Source organism: Enterococcus sp. AZ035 (genome assembly GCF_050548325.1).
Taxonomy (GTDB): Bacteria; Bacillota; Bacilli; order Lactobacillales; family Enterococcaceae; genus Enterococcus; species Enterococcus faecalis.
In genome coordinates, this window is the sequence record NZ_CP172958.1 from 1,676,469 (window position 1) to 1,693,495 (window position 17,027).

Annotated in this window: 18 protein-coding genes and 1 pseudogene; 4 read left to right on the top strand and 15 right to left on the bottom strand. The window is 35.0% G+C overall.

Annotation, left to right across the window (positions count from 1 at the left end; genetic code table 11):
- Nucleotides 1-8 precede the first annotated feature (8 nt).
- The 5 genes from IGL32_RS08150 to IGL32_RS08170 all read right to left on the bottom strand — a co-directional run bounded on the left by IGL32_RS08150 (nt 9) and on the right by IGL32_RS08170 (nt 2,054).
- The gene (locus tag IGL32_RS08150; RefSeq protein ID WP_002357000.1) at nt 9-731 is read right to left on the bottom strand and encodes a Rha family transcriptional regulator; all 723 of its coding nucleotides are present in this window, start codon (nt 729-731) and stop codon (nt 9-11) included.
- Nucleotides 732-753: 22 nt separating this feature from the next.
- The gene (locus IGL32_RS08155) at nt 754-1,065 is read right to left on the bottom strand and encodes a hypothetical protein (protein ID WP_002381719.1); all 312 of its coding nucleotides are present in this window, start codon (nt 1,063-1,065) and stop codon (nt 754-756) included.
- A gap of 11 nt (nt 1,066-1,076) precedes the next feature.
- Nucleotides 1,077-1,244, bottom strand: a complete 168-nt coding sequence (locus tag IGL32_RS08160; protein ID WP_002388204.1) for a hypothetical protein — start codon at nt 1,242-1,244, stop codon at nt 1,077-1,079.
- A 417-nt stretch (nt 1,245-1,661) separates the two neighbouring features.
- Nucleotides 1,662-1,859: a hypothetical protein gene (locus IGL32_RS08165; RefSeq protein WP_010712611.1), complete on the bottom strand. Its 198-nt coding sequence runs from the start codon at nt 1,857-1,859 to the stop codon at nt 1,662-1,664.
- A 12-nt stretch (nt 1,860-1,871) separates the two neighbouring features.
- The gene (locus IGL32_RS08170) at nt 1,872-2,054 is read right to left on the bottom strand and encodes a hypothetical protein (RefSeq protein WP_002388205.1); all 183 of its coding nucleotides are present in this window, start codon (nt 2,052-2,054) and stop codon (nt 1,872-1,874) included.
- Nucleotides 2,055-2,345: 291 nt separating this feature from the next.
- Here IGL32_RS08170 and IGL32_RS08175 point away from each other — a divergent pair, with 291 nt between their 5' ends.
- From IGL32_RS08175 to IGL32_RS08190, 4 genes are all read left to right on the top strand, one after another.
- The gene (locus tag IGL32_RS08175; protein WP_002388206.1) at nt 2,346-2,681 is read left to right on the top strand and encodes a helix-turn-helix domain-containing protein; all 336 of its coding nucleotides are present in this window, start codon (nt 2,346-2,348) and stop codon (nt 2,679-2,681) included.
- A gap of 18 nt (nt 2,682-2,699) precedes the next feature.
- Nucleotides 2,700-3,044 carry an ImmA/IrrE family metallo-endopeptidase gene (locus tag IGL32_RS08180; protein WP_002388207.1) on the top strand — a complete coding sequence of 115 codons (345 nt, stop codon included), beginning with the start codon at nt 2,700-2,702 and terminating at the stop codon, nt 3,042-3,044.
- Between the two features lie 57 nt (nt 3,045-3,101).
- Entirely contained in the window at nt 3,102-3,830 is a 729-nt protein-coding gene (locus IGL32_RS08185) for an ion transporter (RefSeq protein WP_002388208.1), read from the top strand.
- A gap of 99 nt (nt 3,831-3,929) precedes the next feature.
- Complete coding sequence (locus IGL32_RS08190; RefSeq protein WP_002388210.1) at nt 3,930-5,078, top strand: tyrosine-type recombinase/integrase; 1,149 nt, start codon at nt 3,930-3,932, stop codon at nt 5,076-5,078.
- A gap of 36 nt (nt 5,079-5,114) precedes the next feature.
- Here IGL32_RS08190 and comGD read toward each other — a convergent pair.
- The 10 genes and pseudogenes from comGD to IGL32_RS08240 all read right to left on the bottom strand — a co-directional run.
- Nucleotides 5,115-5,549 (bottom strand): annotated as a pseudogene (gene comGD, locus IGL32_RS08195) (competence type IV pilus minor pilin ComGD); the annotation flags it as partial.
- Nucleotides 5,546-5,821 (bottom strand): competence type IV pilus major pilin ComGC, encoded by a 276-nt coding sequence (gene comGC / locus IGL32_RS08200; RefSeq protein WP_002356991.1) that lies wholly within the window; start codon nt 5,819-5,821, stop codon nt 5,546-5,548. The pseudogene comGD and the gene comGC, both read right to left, overlap by 4 nt.
- Nucleotides 5,821-6,867, bottom strand: a complete 1,047-nt coding sequence (gene comGB / locus IGL32_RS08205) for a competence type IV pilus assembly protein ComGB (RefSeq protein ID WP_002356990.1) — start codon at nt 6,865-6,867, stop codon at nt 5,821-5,823. The genes comGC and comGB overlap by 1 nt, the downstream gene beginning before the upstream one ends.
- Nucleotides 6,824-7,792: a competence type IV pilus ATPase ComGA gene (comGA, locus tag IGL32_RS08210; protein ID WP_002364362.1), complete on the bottom strand. Its 969-nt coding sequence runs from the start codon at nt 7,790-7,792 to the stop codon at nt 6,824-6,826. The genes comGB and comGA overlap by 44 nt, the downstream gene beginning before the upstream one ends.
- A 240-nt stretch (nt 7,793-8,032) precedes the next feature.
- Nucleotides 8,033-9,361 (bottom strand): APC family permease, encoded by a 1,329-nt coding sequence (locus tag IGL32_RS08215; protein WP_002362058.1) that lies wholly within the window; start codon nt 9,359-9,361, stop codon nt 8,033-8,035.
- Nucleotides 9,362-9,651: 290 nt separating this feature from the next.
- Entirely contained in the window at nt 9,652-10,725 is a 1,074-nt protein-coding gene (gene rlmN, locus IGL32_RS08220; RefSeq protein ID WP_002356987.1) for a 23S rRNA (adenine(2503)-C(2))-methyltransferase RlmN, read from the bottom strand.
- A 124-nt stretch (nt 10,726-10,849) separates the two neighbouring features.
- Nucleotides 10,850-12,679, bottom strand: a complete 1,830-nt coding sequence (locus IGL32_RS08225) for an ABC transporter permease (RefSeq protein ID WP_002383725.1) — start codon at nt 12,677-12,679, stop codon at nt 10,850-10,852.
- Nucleotides 12,669-13,418: an ABC transporter ATP-binding protein gene (locus IGL32_RS08230; RefSeq protein WP_002381711.1), complete on the bottom strand. Its 750-nt coding sequence runs from the start codon at nt 13,416-13,418 to the stop codon at nt 12,669-12,671. The genes IGL32_RS08225 and IGL32_RS08230 overlap by 11 nt, the downstream gene beginning before the upstream one ends.
- 117 nt (nt 13,419-13,535) lie before the next feature.
- Nucleotides 13,536-14,237, bottom strand: coding sequence for a GntR family transcriptional regulator (locus tag IGL32_RS08235; protein WP_002356983.1), 702 nt, complete (start codon nt 14,235-14,237; stop codon nt 13,536-13,538).
- A 129-nt stretch (nt 14,238-14,366) separates the two neighbouring features.
- Nucleotides 14,367-16,790 carry a DNA translocase FtsK gene (locus IGL32_RS08240; protein ID WP_002379579.1) on the bottom strand — a complete coding sequence of 808 codons (2,424 nt, stop codon included), beginning with the start codon at nt 16,788-16,790 and terminating at the stop codon, nt 14,367-14,369.
- Between the last annotated feature and the right edge of the window lie 237 nt (nt 16,791-17,027).

A 17,027-nucleotide genomic window follows, 5' to 3' on the forward strand; every position in this document is an offset into this window, starting at 1 on the left:
TATCATTACTATCCTATTTCTTTAAACATATCTCCATTACCATTAGCCATATCAATTCTTGCTTGTAATTCTAAGTTAGGCTTCCATCTAGGAATTAGAGCTACAGCCTCTTCATATCGAACTTTTGGAATGTCTACATAAGATGCTACATCGAATAATGCTTTCAATTGTTTATAACAATTACTAAAGGCTGATTGCTTAATACTTGAATCCTGATAAGCCAATGCTTTTTTGCCACCTAATACTTTGATAACAGTTGATGAAACTAGCCCTTGTATCTTTCGTTGTTGGCTTCTATTAATTGTAGTTTCTGTTTCTAGCTTATCTAAACGTTGATTTACAAGAGTCAATCCACGTTCATGTTTTAACGCAGCTTCTAATAACAATTCTGTGTTATTAATCGGTAAGTTTGATTGAGTTTTAAGCAGTTCCTCCATTTGGTTAAAAGCTTCAATGTATTTCAGTTTAAACTTAAGAGCTTTTTGACCAGTGAATCCCATTGCTAGTAGCGTGAATCCGTCACGGTTCATAATGATTTGTCTATATTTTTGTTTGTTTTGTGGATGAATATAGCTATCTTCGTAAAATAGCCCTGCGTAATTTTCCGCAACCCCCTCTTTTAAATCATCAATCGCTGCTAAAACATCACGATGATTTTTATTAAACGTTTCTGCGACTTGCAAACTAGTTGTTACTGCTTGTTGGTTTTTCATAATTACTAAGTTGTCCATTGTTTCTGTATCGTCCTTTCCTTTAATCCCAATGATTCATGATGTCATTACAAATTTTTATAGCTTCTTTAGCAGGCCAGTATCTTTTTCCCTTGCTAGTACCAGGCTTTCTTTTCTCGATCATTTGCATACGTTTATCTTTTACAAAATTTTGTTCAACTTCGGGAACAGACATTGAATACCTTGACGATAATTGTTTGATGTCTAAATACTCGGCACGTTCATTTAAACCTTGGCTAGCTTCATCTATTACTTGCTCAAACATTTTTCTTAGAATCTTTTCTATAATGTTGTATAGAAAGTTTTTTGAAGATGAATCTAGAAAATTTTCCATTCTAATCACTCCTATCTGATATTTAATATTTTTTGAACTTGCTCTTCTGAACGTCTACGAACACAAAGAATATCTGACAAGTAAGGACTTGAAATTCCCAGTAGTTTCGATAACCAAGATTGGGTTTTCCCTGCGCGAATTAGAGCTGCTCTTACACCAATTTCTAGGTCTTGTGACATTTAATCACTTCGCTTTCTTTTTTGATATAATTTCCTTATCAGCACTAGCATGCTGAAATAATTGATAAGGGGGTGAGGTAATGTATAATGTTGTAGAAAAATCTATTCCCTTTTTAGAAAAATATTCTTTTTGGGTGTCGATAGCGTTATTTTTATTTTGGGTTATCCAAAAGAAAAGTAAGCTGTATATTTCTTATTTAACTAATAAAGCCAAGAACAATTATGAACGGAAGTATTTTGAAATTTTTGCATACAATGAAAAAAATAAAAATCATCAAATACAATTAACTAGTAGCTGGCTTGACCTTTACAAAAGTTACTGGAAAAGAACGAACAATACTCTACTTTTGTCATTTATTTTTGCGTATATTTCTTTCAATACAACATCTTATTTTAGAAACGATTCAGATAATTTTTTTAAACTATTAACCATTTCCACAAGTCTGTTCCTAGCTGGATTAACATACATCCAACAACTATACCGAGAATAAAGATGAATATTTGAACAAATAAAGATTCTTTATATCTATTTTTCGCCTTAGTATCTTCTGCCAAAGTACTAAGGCTGTTTGCAATGCTTTCCAAAGCCGTTACTATACGCAGCTTAGATTCCATTTAGAACTCCCCCTATCTGATTTTGTAATAAGCAATAATATCGGTCATTTGCTTAAGATGTTTTTCTGGATTGTTAAGGATTTTACGTAGATATTGTTCTGTAATCCCTAAAGCACTTGCTACATCAGGAATCTCCCATTGATTTTTCTCAAAGTGATTCAAGATTTTTTGACGTGCTTCTTGAATATTTGCCATGCTTTTTCTCCTTTCTCTGAATTAGTAAACAAATTAATCAACTAATTTCTAAATTTCATTGACTTGTTTTAACATTAATGTTAAAATCGGTTCATAGCTAAATAAGACATTAAAAACGTTGATTTTATAGCTTTCTTGGCGGTTAGCATTTATTTATCAATAGTGTTTTTTGTTGTCTTTTTAGTTGATTAACTTGTTTACAAGAATCATATTAACATAAATGTTAAATAAGCGCAAGTATTTTTAACATAAAAGTTTATTTTTCTTGTAACTTTTAAGGAGAATGTTATTATGACAGTGTTTGATAGGATCAAATTATTAGCAAAAGAGAGAGGAAAATCCTTAAATCGAATCGAAGAAGAATTAGGTTTACCAAAAAATGTTCTGTATCGTATGAAAACTTCCGATAATCCTACTAAAGATAGACTAGAAACTTTAGCTAATTACTTTGATGTATCTGTAGATTATCTATTGGGAAGAACTGATAATACTAAAGCAACTGATGAAAAAAAATCTGATGATTTAGATGATGTACTGGATAACGTCATGAGCTTTGACGGTAAACCGCTTGATGATCATGACAGAGAAGTTATCCGTGCATATTTAAAGGGTAGATTCGGGAAATAAGTCAAAGGTTGTGCTTATATGAAAAGTATCAAAGAGTTGGTAGAAGAATATAATGTGGAGTTAGTTTTTACTACTTTGAACAAACGCGCATGTTTCGACCCTACTTACGGTATCATATTTGTAAATCAAAATTTAACACCAACAGAACAAGAAGAAGCAATATATCACGAATTAAAGCATGTAGAAGACCATGTGGATATAATGGCATTGTATAAAATTCCTGTTTTTCGTTCTAAGATGGAATCCGAAGCAGAACAATATATGTTTAGAAGCTTAATCGAAAAATATGAAGGACAATACAATTACTCAAATGTTATAGCTCATTACAACTTAAAAATGGGACAAGAAATTTATTTGAAATAAAAAAGTCCGTGCTGGGAACACGGATTTAAACCTCATTTAGAGAGTGAGAGAACTTCATTGAAAATAAATCAAAAATTCTATAATTACTCTATTGTTGTTTTAGCATTAATCTCAATCGCTTTAGTTATTCTTGATTTTTCAAATGTTATTAATATTAGTAATCCACCATTTAACATTATTGATAATATTATCTTAATCACATTTACAATTGATTACATTGTTAGATTTTTTATTTCAAAAAATAAAATCAAATTTTTTAAAGAAAATATTTTTGATCTGATCGCAATAATTCCTTTTGATGCTATTTTTTCTTTCTTTAGAATCGCTAGGTTGTTTCGAATAGCTAAAATAGCTAGACTTGCAAAGCTAACAAGAGCGATAGGTGTGGTTGGCAAATTAACAAGAAACACTAAATCATTTTTAAATACGAATGGATTTTTAAACGTGATTTATTTAAGCTCAGTTCTTATTGTTATTTCAGCAATGATTTACTCATATGCAGAAAATGTCCCGTATATTGATGCATTTTGGTGGGCTTTAGTGACAACAACTACTGTTGGTTATGGCGATATTTCACCAGCTACGCCATTAGGTAGAGTTGCAGCAATCATTTTAATGATTTTAGGAATTGGATTTATTGGTATGCTTACTTCAACTATTACAGAATATTTTAATAAAAGTAATAATGAAGATGAAGAATCAAATGATAAAATTGAAATACTAATTAATAAAATTGATCAATTAGAAACTACGATTGAACAACTAAAAGAGGAAATAAAAAAATAACGCACCCTCTCCGACCAAGAAGTTAGTGCGTTAAAAATAGAAACAAAATAGGCTTATTTTGTTACGCCTATTTTACCACAAAGAAAAGGACGTGAAAATATGGCGAAACTAAATTGGTCCAAAAAATACAAATATGTTTTTTCTTACTCAAATAAAAAAGGAACTTTTTGGGGATATCGCTATCCTTATTACAACTCTCTAAAACACCGAAAAGAAGCTAGCAAACGTGGATTTGAAAGCGAAAGAGCAGCGAATAAAGCATTGCTAAAAATCCAATATGCTTTAGAAACACAAAACACTTCCTTCATCGAAAATAAACAACTCACCATAGATGAATGGATCGATGTATGGATACCTTACGCCCAAGACAATTGGAGTGTTTCAACTAAACAAAACATTGAATCTGCTATCAAATTTCACATATCACCATTAATTGGAAATCAAAAACTATCTTCTTTAAATAAGATTACCTATAAACGAGAATTTATTGATAAATTAAGACAAAAAAACAAATATACAGAATCTACCATCCAAACTTGGCATAAAATTGTAATGAGGATGATTAACGCTGCAGTACACAATCAAATCATCCCTAGCAACACTCTAACAGGCTTTAAATTTGATTTAAGTAATAATGTTCGTTCGTTCTCTAAAAAGGAATTACAGCGATTTGTGGCGGTTTTAGAAAACGAAGATATTCAAATACAAGTTATATTTTTGACTCTGCTAAAATCTGGAATGAGAAAAGGTGAATTGATGGGGCTTCGTTGGAATGATATTGATTTAAACGAAAAATATTTCGATATCAATTCTACACGTGGTGATTACGGTGAAAACAAACCTAAAACAAAAACCAGTATTCGTAAAGTTTATTTTGACAACTCATTACTCACTTTAATAAAAAAATACAAAAATCACGAGAAAGAACGGCTTCTTAGAGAAGGTATAATTTTAAGAGAAAAGGACTATTTTATTTTAAGTTCTCGAAATTTACCTATCAAACAATCGAGAATTACGTATATATTTCGCCTGTTATGTGAAAAGGCAGAAGTTCAAAACATAACCGTGCACGGGCTAAGACATACACATGCAACGTTTCTAATTGAAGCAGGAGCAAACATTAAGTACGTTTCAACTCGGTTAGGACACAAGAATATTAATATAACTTTGGATGTTTATAGCGATGTGCTAAAAGAAGAAGAAAAAGAAACAGCTGATATGATGGATAAACTTATTGAGAACTTGTGATTTGTGGTAAACCTGTGGTAAAAACATTAAAAACCATTGATATATAAGCACTTTACCACTCCCCATCTGAAATTGTAAAATAAGTTGTTGTTTCTTTTCAGTCCAAGTAAAAATATATTTCACTAAACGGCCATTGTTCCCTGACGAATGAAGAAAACTGAGCTTGCTTGGACCACTCACTGTCATTTTTTCAGGTACAGCTAGTAAAGTCCTCCGAGCTGATTGGTTCAATTTATCAGGAAATGAAAAGCTTTGTTGTTCTTCAAAAAACCAAACTTCTTGTGTTTCCTCTAAAACAATTGCTTGCTGTTGCGCAAAACGAAGTTGTTTTTCTACCGTAGCAAGAAACTGTTCAATTTTTAACGTTTCTTGCCAGCGGTGAATAGCGAGTGTCGGGAGCATAGTCATAAAGCAAACAATCGTTAAACTAACAAGTGTTTCCATTAATGTGAATCCTGCTGACTTGTTCATTGCTTTTCTGCTGTATATTTATCTAACTGCTCTTTAGTAATGTAGCCTTCGTTGACTAATTCATTTAAGGAAGGCGTCTTATTTTTTTCTAGTGTGTAGAGCTCGATTTGTGATTCTACAATTTTTACGATTGCTTCATTGCCTTTTTTATCAACTGTTTCTTTATGTTTCGCTAAGTTAGGGACAAAAAGTAAAATCAATACGGAAATAATCAATAAGACAATCAACATTTCTAATAATGTAAACCCTGCGTATTTTTGTTTCTTTTTCATTATAAAACTCCTTCCATATTGCCATAAATAGGCAGCAACATTGCCCCATAAACACCGATAATTAAACAAGCAATTATGATAAAAATAAGTGGTTGAACGAGAGTAATGACTCGTTCAATTTTTTTGAAAAAACCTTGGAAACAGACATTACTATAAACCATCAACTCCTTGCCTAATTTTCCTTTTACTTCCCCTTGTTGAATCATTAAACCCAATGCTTTCGTAAAAAAAGGATAAGCAGCTAATTGTCTATGTAAGGTTTCACCAACTAGCAGTCCTTCACTAATTGCTCCAGCTAATTCTTTCATTAAGGGGTAATTGGTTGTATGGCGCATCAAATCGATGACCTCTTTCATTTCTAATCCTTGTGCAAGCAACTTCCCCCATTCTAGTGCAAAAAAAGCACTGACGTATTCCCGATAAAGGCCACGGATAATTGGCAGTTTCAGATATACGAAGGCCCGCTGAATAGCAGACTGATGCTTCAAATAACGGTTTAAAATGAAGAAACTAAATGAGAGGACAAAAACTAAGGTAACCAGAATGTATGGACTGTAAACAATCAGAAGAATCCCAATATTTTTAGAATAACTATTGGCATCATTTTCCATTAATTGGGGCAATAAAAATTGCCGAATACCAACAATGACGAGAATCAAAAAAACAATCAGGAGCAGCGGATAACTAATTATTTTATAGAACTGTTGCCGATATTTTTCCGTTTGAAAAAAATGTTCGGAAATCGCTTGTAGTGTCCCCACCAAATCCCCGTGTGCAGTAGCAAACGACAATTGTGCCGAGACCATTGTTGAAAATCCTAATTCTTCGACTAAAGCTTGTAAGGCAATGCCTGAGGAAAAGCCTTCAACTAAAAAAGTTATACTGTGCTGAGGTAAGGCGTTTGATTTTTTCATGAAGGAAAAACTTTCTTGTATATTAAAACCATTTGCAAGCAAATCCGCTAATAGTTTCAGAAAAAGCTGCTGTTGTTTTTTCGTTAATTTATTCGATGGCTTGAAAATACGTTTTTTCTGTAATAAACCCATACGCCCACGCCTTTCTTAGATTCTTTTGCCAACTACTCTTTATAACGGCTTCCTTAAAGAAGAAATAATCATAAAGAATTCCCGCTACTTGTTCCTTATTAATCGTGGTTGTCAAAATCTGTTGATAAATGATACCTTGCAAGCATTCAGCCAATTCATGCTCTGGGCCACCTAATTCTATCAAACGCCGTTGCACCCCCAATAAGTTACGGGCGTGAATTGTCGCAAAAATAGTATGACCCGTTAAGGCGGCTCGAATAACTGCTTGAGCCGTCTCGCCATCACGAATTTCACCAATAATCAAAATATCAGGATGATGGCGTAAGCAAACTTTTATCAAGGCTTCGTACGTTAACTGAATTTTTTCATTTGTTTGCAACTGTAAAAACTGCTTTTCCTCAATTTCAACAGGATCCTCAATCGCTATCACTTGTTGTTCGCCACTTCTTTGTTTAGCCACACGATACATGGTTGTTGTTTTCCCAGAACCAACTGGCCCACTGAATAAATAAAGTCCTCGTTTCTGACAAGATGCTTCAATTTCATTCAGCTGGTGGGGAAAGAAAAAATGTTCAGCTTGTTCACCAAATCGGTGCAAAAAACGAATTACCAAGCTCTCTCGATTCTGAAAATCTCCCACAGATGATAAACGCAAGCGTTGCTTCGTCTCGCCAATTAGATAAGTTGTCGCGCCTAATTGTGCTTTTCGTCTTTCTCCGACATCCATGCCGCCTATAAATTTAAAGTGGAAAATTAACTTTTCGCCTATTTCTGCGGAAACTTGTGTGTAAAGTGTCCGTTGCATCCCTGTCCGAAAAGAGATGGCTATTTCGGTATCATTGGGTAAAAAATAAACGTCTTGCGCCCCATGAAGGACGCCCCATTCAATTAATTGATGAGCCAATTTTTTTACATTTTCAGTCATTCATTTCCTCCTCTCACTAATAAACTACGCATTTATTTTATGATTTCAGCAAAAAAAAGAACCTCCACCAATAAGATGAAGGTTCTTTTTTTGAAGTTTGCGCTGTCCATCTATCTTCCCCAAAATAGTGGAACTCCTAGACACTTAGTATTATACTAAAAAAATCTTGCGTTTAGTTTTCAAAAATTTCTCTGAATCACAAAATTTTTGAGAAAAACTATGATAATCCGATTGGATCGTTTACGTTTTTGGCTTCGTTTTTTGTTTATTAACTAAATAAACTGGAATTCCTAGAAGCGTAATCCCTATACCAATCAATGCTAGAATAGGCTGTGTAATACTCGTTGTAACCAAGATGAAGATACCACCTAGACTTGCGATAATTGGAATAATTGGATAGCCAGGAACTTTATACGGTCGTTTTAATTCAGGTTCTCGTTTTCTTAAAATAAAAACAGCTAAGAAAATTAATAGATTAAACAGCCACATAACAAAAACTAACATATCCGTCAATAAATCGAAGGTTCCGAAAAACATCATGATAATGGCTACAGCTAACTGGAAAATTCCAGCAACGTAAGGAACAACAAAGCGTTTAGACAACTTTTGAAACTGACGACTAAAAGGCATCAGATTATCTAAGGCTAAGGCATAAGGAATCCGAATCCCTGTCATTGTGTAGCCGTTTAACGCACCATATACAGAGATTAAAATCCCAATAGTTACGATTTTGCCGCCAATTGGTCCAAAAATAGCCACAGAAGCATCCGAAGCTGCATTCAAATTCCCAGCGATTTGCTCAATTGGTAATGTTTTTAGAAACACAAAATTAATTAAGGCATAAATTAAAGTAATCAATAACAAACCAAAAATAATGGCTTTAGGCAAGTCTCTTTCTGGTCGCTTCATTTCACCAGCCACGTTACCCACACCTAGCCAGCCATCATAAGCAAACATGGTGGCGACTAAGGCGCCACTAAAAGCAACTAAAAAGCCAGTATTCGCTGTTGTTTCAACAGGAAAAAGTGAAACAGCTACCTGTCCGGGAGTAAATAATCCTACTAAAGAAATCAAGGCAATTGGAATCAGTTTTACTACCAATGTCGTTGATTGGACCAAAGAAGCAATTTTTGTTCCTAATAAATTAATTATCGTGATACTGGTTCCCGCAAGAATGGCAATTGGAATCAATAAATTTGCCGATAGATGAAACAAATTGATTAGTTGTGTACTAAAAATAATGGATAACGCCGAAATGTTGGCAGGATAATAAATGATACTTTGTGCCCACCCTAAAAGAAAACCAGCTAATTTACCATATGTATATTCAATATACTTCACTGCGCCACCTGTTTCAGGGATTGCTGTAGCAAGTTCGGCGCTGGTTAATCCTGCACAAATGGTTAAGGCACCACCTAACACCCAAGCAAAGATAGCTAAACTAGCTGACTGTGCGTGTCCAACGACACTCGCAGCTTTAAAGAAAACACCAGCGCCAATCACCGTACCCATTACCGTGGATAACGCACCAAACGTTGTTATCTCTCTTTTTAATTGCTTTTTCTCCATAGACTCCCTCATTTCATTTAAACTAAAAAAGCGTAACAAAATTTCCACTTTTTTGAAAAGATAACGAAAATAATAGCTGTTTTCATGAAAAATTCTGTGACGATCTCTTTTCAGTATAGCTATTTCTTTTAGAATTTCAAGTTTGAAAACCACAAAAAGAAAATTTGTCATAAAAGTTTTAGAGCATTCATCTTTTGTTTATAAACAAGAATTGAAAAACCGACGATTTTTTATTAAATAAACGAAAAATCGAATCAAAAAGAAACCTTTCTGATCCGATTTTAACTACGTTATTGGTTTTTGACTTTTTCTTTTTTCATTTGTTTGCTGCGTAATTGTCCGCAAGCCGCATCAATATCTGTTCCGTGTTCTTTACGAATAACACAATTGATGCCATTCTTTTTGAGTACATCATAAAATTTTAAAACCGCTTCTTTAGAGCTTCGGCTATATTGATCGTGTTCACTCACTGGGTTATACGGAATCAGATTAACATAAGAAAGTTTTTTCTTATTCCGTAGTAAATCTGCTAATTGTTGAGCATGTTCTGGTCGGTCGTTCACTTGACTCAACATAATATATTCAAATGTAACACGTCGGTTGGTTTTTTCAATGTATTCATCAATTGCTGCCATTAATTTTTCAATTGGAAAACTACGATTAATCCGCATAATTGATGTACGAACTTCGTTGTTAGGAGCATGTAATGAGATTGCTAAGTTTACTTGTAGTCCACTGTCTGCAAATTCACGAATTTTTGGCACTAAACCACTTGTTGAAACTGTAATATGACGGGCACCAATAGCCAAGCCTTTATCATCATTAATCGTTCGTAAAAAGTTCATGACATTGGCATAATTATCAAATGGTTCACCAATTCCCATCACAACGACATGGCTAACACGTTCATCCAACCCACGTTCATCGAAATAATGTTGCACCCACATAATTTGGGCAACAATCTCGCCAGCAGTTAAATCTCTTTGTTTTTTTAATAGCCCACTAGCACAAAATGTACACCCAATATTGCAGCCAACTTGAGTGGTCACACAAACAGATAATCCATATTCTTGACGCATCAAGACTGTTTCAATCATATTTTTATCTGGTAATTCAAATAAATATTTTACGGTACCATCTTGTGCTTCTTGCACAATGACTTGTTTTAATGGATTTAATGAAAAATTTTCTTCTAATAAAGTCATCAATGATTTAGAAATGTTCGACATTTCACTAAATGAAGCAACACGTTTTGTATACAACCATTCCCACACTTGTGTTGCGCGAAATTTCTTCTCGCCATGGGCTAAAAACCAGTCCACAAGCTGTTCTCTCGTCAGTCCATAAATGGATTCTTTCTGCATTTCTTTTCCTCATTTCTGCTATTACATTCGCTTCATAACTATAACGTATTCTCACTTTGAATGCAATATCACGAAGAGCCTCAAAAAAAATCGTTAAGCGTGCATGCTTAACGATTTTTTATAATTAATCTTTCACTAAGTGATAAACTTTTTTGAAGTAGAACGTTCTGGCAATTAAATAGTAAACGACCTGAATCAATAAGAAAACGCCTAAAACTTCCCAGCCAGCTAATTGCATTGGCTGATCTAAGACAGCATACATTGCTTTCAAAGCAACAGCTCCATGAATAAATGAAACAACAATTGGGGTAAAGAATAAAATACCTACTTGTTGGTAAATCATTTTCTTCAATTCTTTTTTCGTCAAGCCAAGTTTGTAAATCATCTTGAATTTTTCAACGTCCGTATTCATATCACTGTATAAACGGAAGTATAAGAAACTACCCGCCGAAACAAAGAACACAATACCGATAAATAGTCCGACAAAAAGAACTGGCGTATAATATTGCGTAATGGCTGCCGACATTGCAGCTGTTCCTACTAACATGGGATACTTGTCACCAATAATATTTTCTGCTTTTATCAATTCTTCACGATTGGTTCCTGCTTTGGGCTGCCAAATTGTTTCTGTTTCCGCTTTGATTCCATCTGTTGAGGTACTATCTGGGATAACAACCACACCGCCAAAAGTCGGTAATACATTGGTTTCTTCTGTTTTATCAATGTTTAAAACTTGATCATTTGCCAATTGAACAGATTTGACATCTACTGATGCAGCAGAAGGAGCATCTTTTTGTGATAAATTAACTACTTTCTCACCTGTTAAAGTTGGTTCATCTATAAATTTTGCGAGTTTATTATATTCAGATGTTTTGATTAATTGGATACCGGCACTTGTTTTGTACATTGTGTAATCAATCTGATCAAACTGAATATTTTTTTCTTGGAATGTTTTTGTCGCAAATTGTTTCATTTCTTGATTTTCTGGGTTGGTCGAATCAGACAATGTCAGTTCGTACGGTACAGAACTTATTCCTTTAAAAATCATCTCGTTCACGCCGTATAACGTTCCAATGGCAGCAAAAGCAACCGTTGATATCACCGAAACCAAGAAGAACGAACGTGCATTATCTTTCATGCGGAATGCTAAATCTGATAAAACGACCATATTGGTTTTTTTCCAAAAGATTTTTGGTTTCCGTTTTAAACGTTCAATGACAGAAACACTCAATTGGTCAAATAAGAATTTTGTCCCTAAAATAACTAAGAAAATTACTGGGAACATCACCATTAAAACTAACTGTCCCTTAGCAACTAAAGCAATTCCGTAACCGACAATTAAAAGTAACACGGCTAAGAAAGATTTAACTTTAGAGCTTTTGATTTCACCTTTACCCATTTCTCCTGCTTTTAATAGCTCTTGAAGTGTCGCTTTTGGCAAGCGGAATTGAATAAAGAAAGAAATTACTAAGAACAAGACCGCAAATGAAATGACAGTAATGATAAACGGCATCACTGGCAAATAAAAACCTAAACCTAGATGCATCAATAAATTGCTAATCCATAAAATAAACTGTGAAAATCCAACACCTAAAATGCTACCAAAAATTGTAGCAAAGAAACCAATCACTAAGTTTTCAATAAAAATCATTTTCTTTAACTGTTTTGGACTCATCCCTTGAATCATCAAGGTTCCAAACTCTTTTTTTCGAGATTGGATAAAGACATCCATCGAGTATAAAACGAATAAGAAAGAGAAACCATAGATTATAATTGCCGCAGCCGTCATTCCCATTTGTGCTTTAGGATTTAAACCATTAGCTAAGGCTGGGTGAAAGACAAAACCAGTGAACGTAAAAAAGATCATCACAGAAAACATTGTACTTAGGAAATAAGCCAAGTATAAATGCTTATTTCGAATCGTGTTTCTTATAACAAACTGATTAAAATTCATTATCGACACCTTCAATCTCAGCCAGTTTCACCATGATTAAATCGTAGAACTCTTTTTGATTGCCATTTTGGACAATTTCATCAATTAATTCACCATCTTTAATAAAGACGATGCGCTTGCAATAACTTGCGGCTAGCGGATCATGGGTCACCATTAAAATAGTCGCCGCTTCTTCTTCGTTTAATTGTTGTAACAAGCCCATCACATCCTTAGATGATTTCGTATCTAAGTTTCCTGTTGGTTCATCAGCCAATAATAATTGTGGATGATGAATCATTGCCCGAGCAACGGCGACCCGTTGTGCTTGTCCACCAGAAATTTCTGCAATTCGTTTTTTCAACAGATGATTGATACCTAAACGCTCACTTAATTCTGCTAATTGTCGTTTCATTACAGAGACTTTTTCTCCATCAAGCGTCAATGGCAAAATAATATTTTCTTCAACAGTTAATGTTGGCATTAAATTAAAGCTTTGAAAAACAAATCCTAATTCTGTACGACGGAATTTAGCAATTTGTTCTTGATTCAAATTGTTTGGATTTTTTCCATTTAAAAGTATTTCACCGTCTGTTGGACTATCGATTGTTGCCAATAAATTTAAAAGTGTACTTTTCCCACTTCCAGAAGGTCCCATAATACCAATAAATTCACCATCTTGGACAGTTAAATTAATCCCTTTTAAGGCTTCATATTTAATTTCGTTTCCGTAAACTTTTTTTAAATTTTGTACTTCTAACATATTTTCCACTCCTATTCTTCTCACTCATTTAGTGTATCGAAAACGAAAAAAAACGACAATAGAAAAGAATAACAATGAACTTACATTACTGTAAGTGCACTGTTATTCTTTTAAAAGTTATGCTTCATATTCAATCACATAAGGATGAATCTTCGTATTATAAATAGCTTCTGAATATTCTACGCAACGACCTGTTGGGCTTAACGAACGCCGAATTCTTTTTAAGCCCGTTGTTTCAGTTGTTTGCAACATCTTTTGCTCTGCTTCTGTCAAAGTTGCAACTTCAAAACGGTCTTCAAATTTATAAATTTCAATGGCATGTCGATCCATCAAACGATACAAGGATTCTTCTTTGTATTCAGTCAATGATACGTCTTTCATGGCAGCTGGCAAATAGTAATTAAAATAAATATAGGGTTGTTCATCGATTAGATATAACCGTGAAAGGTGAACCACTTCTTCTCCTAAAAATTGATAAGCAGGCATCTCTTTTGACAACGTCAAGTTTTCAACTTGTAAAACTTTTTTAGTTACTTTCTGACCTGATTCATTCAAAAATTCAGTGAATGTCCCTGCTTTTGATAGTTTATTATAGGGACGATTGCTTAACACAGTTGTGCCTCGGCCACTTTTTTTCTCAACAAATTCTTCTGTTGCTAACATTTCGATTGCCCGCCGAATCGTAATTTTACTAACGTTAAACATCTCTTCCAATTCTGTTTCTGTTGGTAAAAACGTTCCTACTGGATACTTGCCACTCAAAATATCTTCTTTAATCTGATCTGCTACTTCTAAATAAAGCACGCTCTTTCTTCTCATGATACGCTCCCTCCCAACCGCACTATTCCTTTCTATTTTACCAGAAAATGATGATTATAACATGATGCTTTGCTGAAATTATAAAAAAAGAACAAAAATAGATAAATTTATCTATTTTTGTTCTTTTGTTTATTGTTCTGGCGTCTCGGTTGCTGCCTCTTCTGATTCCGCTTGTAGAAAGACTTTTCTTGGTTTGCTACCTTCTGATGGTCCAATAACTCCGTGTGCTTCCAATTCATCTACTAAGCGAGCCGCACGATTATAGCCAATTCTAAAACGTCTTTGTAGCAATGAAATACTAGCTGTTTGCATTTCAACCACCAAGTTTTTCGCTTCTTCAAACAACTCATCTTGAGGAGCTTCGCCACCGCCTGAAGTGGTCGGTTCATCTGTTGGCATCATGCTTTCTTGATATTCAGCTTCTTGCTGATCCGTTACAAACGCAACCACTCGTTCGACTTCTTGATCAGAGATAAAGGCCCCTTGGATACGAATTGGTTTATTTTCTCCCATTGGTAAGAAGAGCATATCGCCTCGACCTAATAGTTTCTCCGCCCCGTTGGTATCAATAATGGTACGCGAGTCTGTCCCACTTGAGACCGCAAAAGCCATTCGAGAAGGGACATTTGCTTTGATGATTCCTGTAATGACATCCACACTTGGCCGTTGTGTCGCTAAAATCATATGAATACCTGCTGCCCGTGCCATTTGGGCTAAACGGATAATCGCATCTTCTACTTCGTTACTTGCCACCATCATTAAATCAGCTAACTCATCAACAATGACAACAATAAATGGTAGAATTGGACGATTTTCGCCATCTTCCGCAGTTTTCTGTTGAATTAGTTGATTGTAACCAGTGATATTTCGGACGCCTGTTGCTGCAAATTTTTCATAACGAAATTCCATTTCTTGAACTACTTTTTGCAGGGCTTGGGCCGCTTTTCTCGGATTAGTAACCACTGGCGTTAATAAATGAGGAATCCCGTTATACACATTCAATTCCACCATTTTCGGGTCAATCATCATTAATTTTACTTCATGGGGTTTCGCTTGCATCAAAATACCTGTGATGATGCCATTGATAGCAACCGATTTCCCACTCCCTGTCGATCCCGCAATTAATAAATGCGGCATTTTTGATAGATCCGCAGTTTGAACCATCCCTGAAATATCTCGACCTAAAGGTACTTCTAATAGTTTATCTGGATGACTTGGTTGTGCCTCAACAATATCTCTAAAGGATACTGTACTAATTGCACTATTAGGAACTTCAATCCCGATTAGTGATTTCCCAGGAATCGGAGCCTCCATACGAACGTCTTTGGCCGCAAGCGCTAAAGCAATGTCATCCGTCAAGTTAACAATTTTGCTAACTTTTACCCCAACAGCGGGTTGAACTTCAAATTTTGTGACAGATGGTCCTAAACTAGCTTTGACTACTTTAGCATCAACACCAAAACTCTTGAAGGTTTGTTCTAAGACGCCAATATTTTTTTCGATTTTTTCATATTCACCACTTTGATCCGTTGCTTGAATTGTATCTAACAAATCAGTTGGTGGTAGTTGATAATCACGATCTTCCGCTTCTTCAGAAATTTCAAATTCGAGAACACCAGCTTCATCTGCCGCCTCTTCTTCCTGCTCTCGTTGCGGTTTTGTTGCTGCAATTGGTGGTACAGGCATCGCCTGATTTTGCTGTTGAAACGAATCAATTTGAACAGGCGTTGGTGCGGCCGGTTCTTCCACCATTGGTTGGTGGGTTTCAACAGGTGTTTTTGTTAAGCGCTCGGCTGCCGCTTGTTCCATGCGTTCCCGCTCTTGTAATTTTTGTTGGGCAGCGGCTTCAATTTTTGCTTGGCGTTCTGCAGCCTTAGCTTCTTTCTTCGCTGCTCGCTTCGCCTCTTTTTCTTCTTGTCGCGCCTGTGATTTTGCCGAAACATGACTTAGGCGATCTTGAATACTTTGGAAATGATCAACAATTTGCTGAAAATCCCACATACTCATCAAGAAAATACCCGCTAACAGTAGCAAGGTGGCAATTAAATAGCTCCCAAATTGTGCCACCAAAAAGTACGTTCCTTGATAAAGCAGCGCGCCAATCATACCGCCCCCTACGTTTTGCGTCACTTGGTTAGCTTTTAAATCGCTTTGCAAAAATTCCCAAGTGTTACCTAAAATATCTGGTTGACTGCCACTAACATTTCGAAACATAAAGGCATGGAAAAATAACAAAACACTAATATAAATCAGAACAGCCCCAAAAATAGGGCGCCCTCTTTTTAACGGAAAATCTTTTCCATAAATCATGACTAATAAGCCATACAGGATTAGTAAAATCGCTGCAAATGGAAAGGTATTACCTACAACTAAGCGTAAACAATTCGCTAATAACGTGCCTAAAAACCCTAAGCGAAAGAGTCCAAAGACACCGAATAAAATAAAAATCAGGCCAAGAAACATATAATTTAAACGTTCTTGTTGTTGCTGTTGTTTTTTGGTCTTTTTCTTTGTCGTACTTTTTTTCTTATTTGTTGATCTTTTTTGTGCCATTTAACTTCCCTCTTTCCATCACTTCTCATTATACATAAAAATGGAATCGAACAAAAGTGCCCACCTCATTTTACTTGAAAAATCATGGAAATTTTTTTAAAACTTTCATTTAAGAAAAATGAGCGTGGGACAAAAATCACTTTGGATTTTTGCTCCACGCTCAAAAACTGATAAACGGCGGGAACAGAACCAACTCCTTCGGAAATAAGCCGAAATTCTCCAAAAATTAAAGAGCAA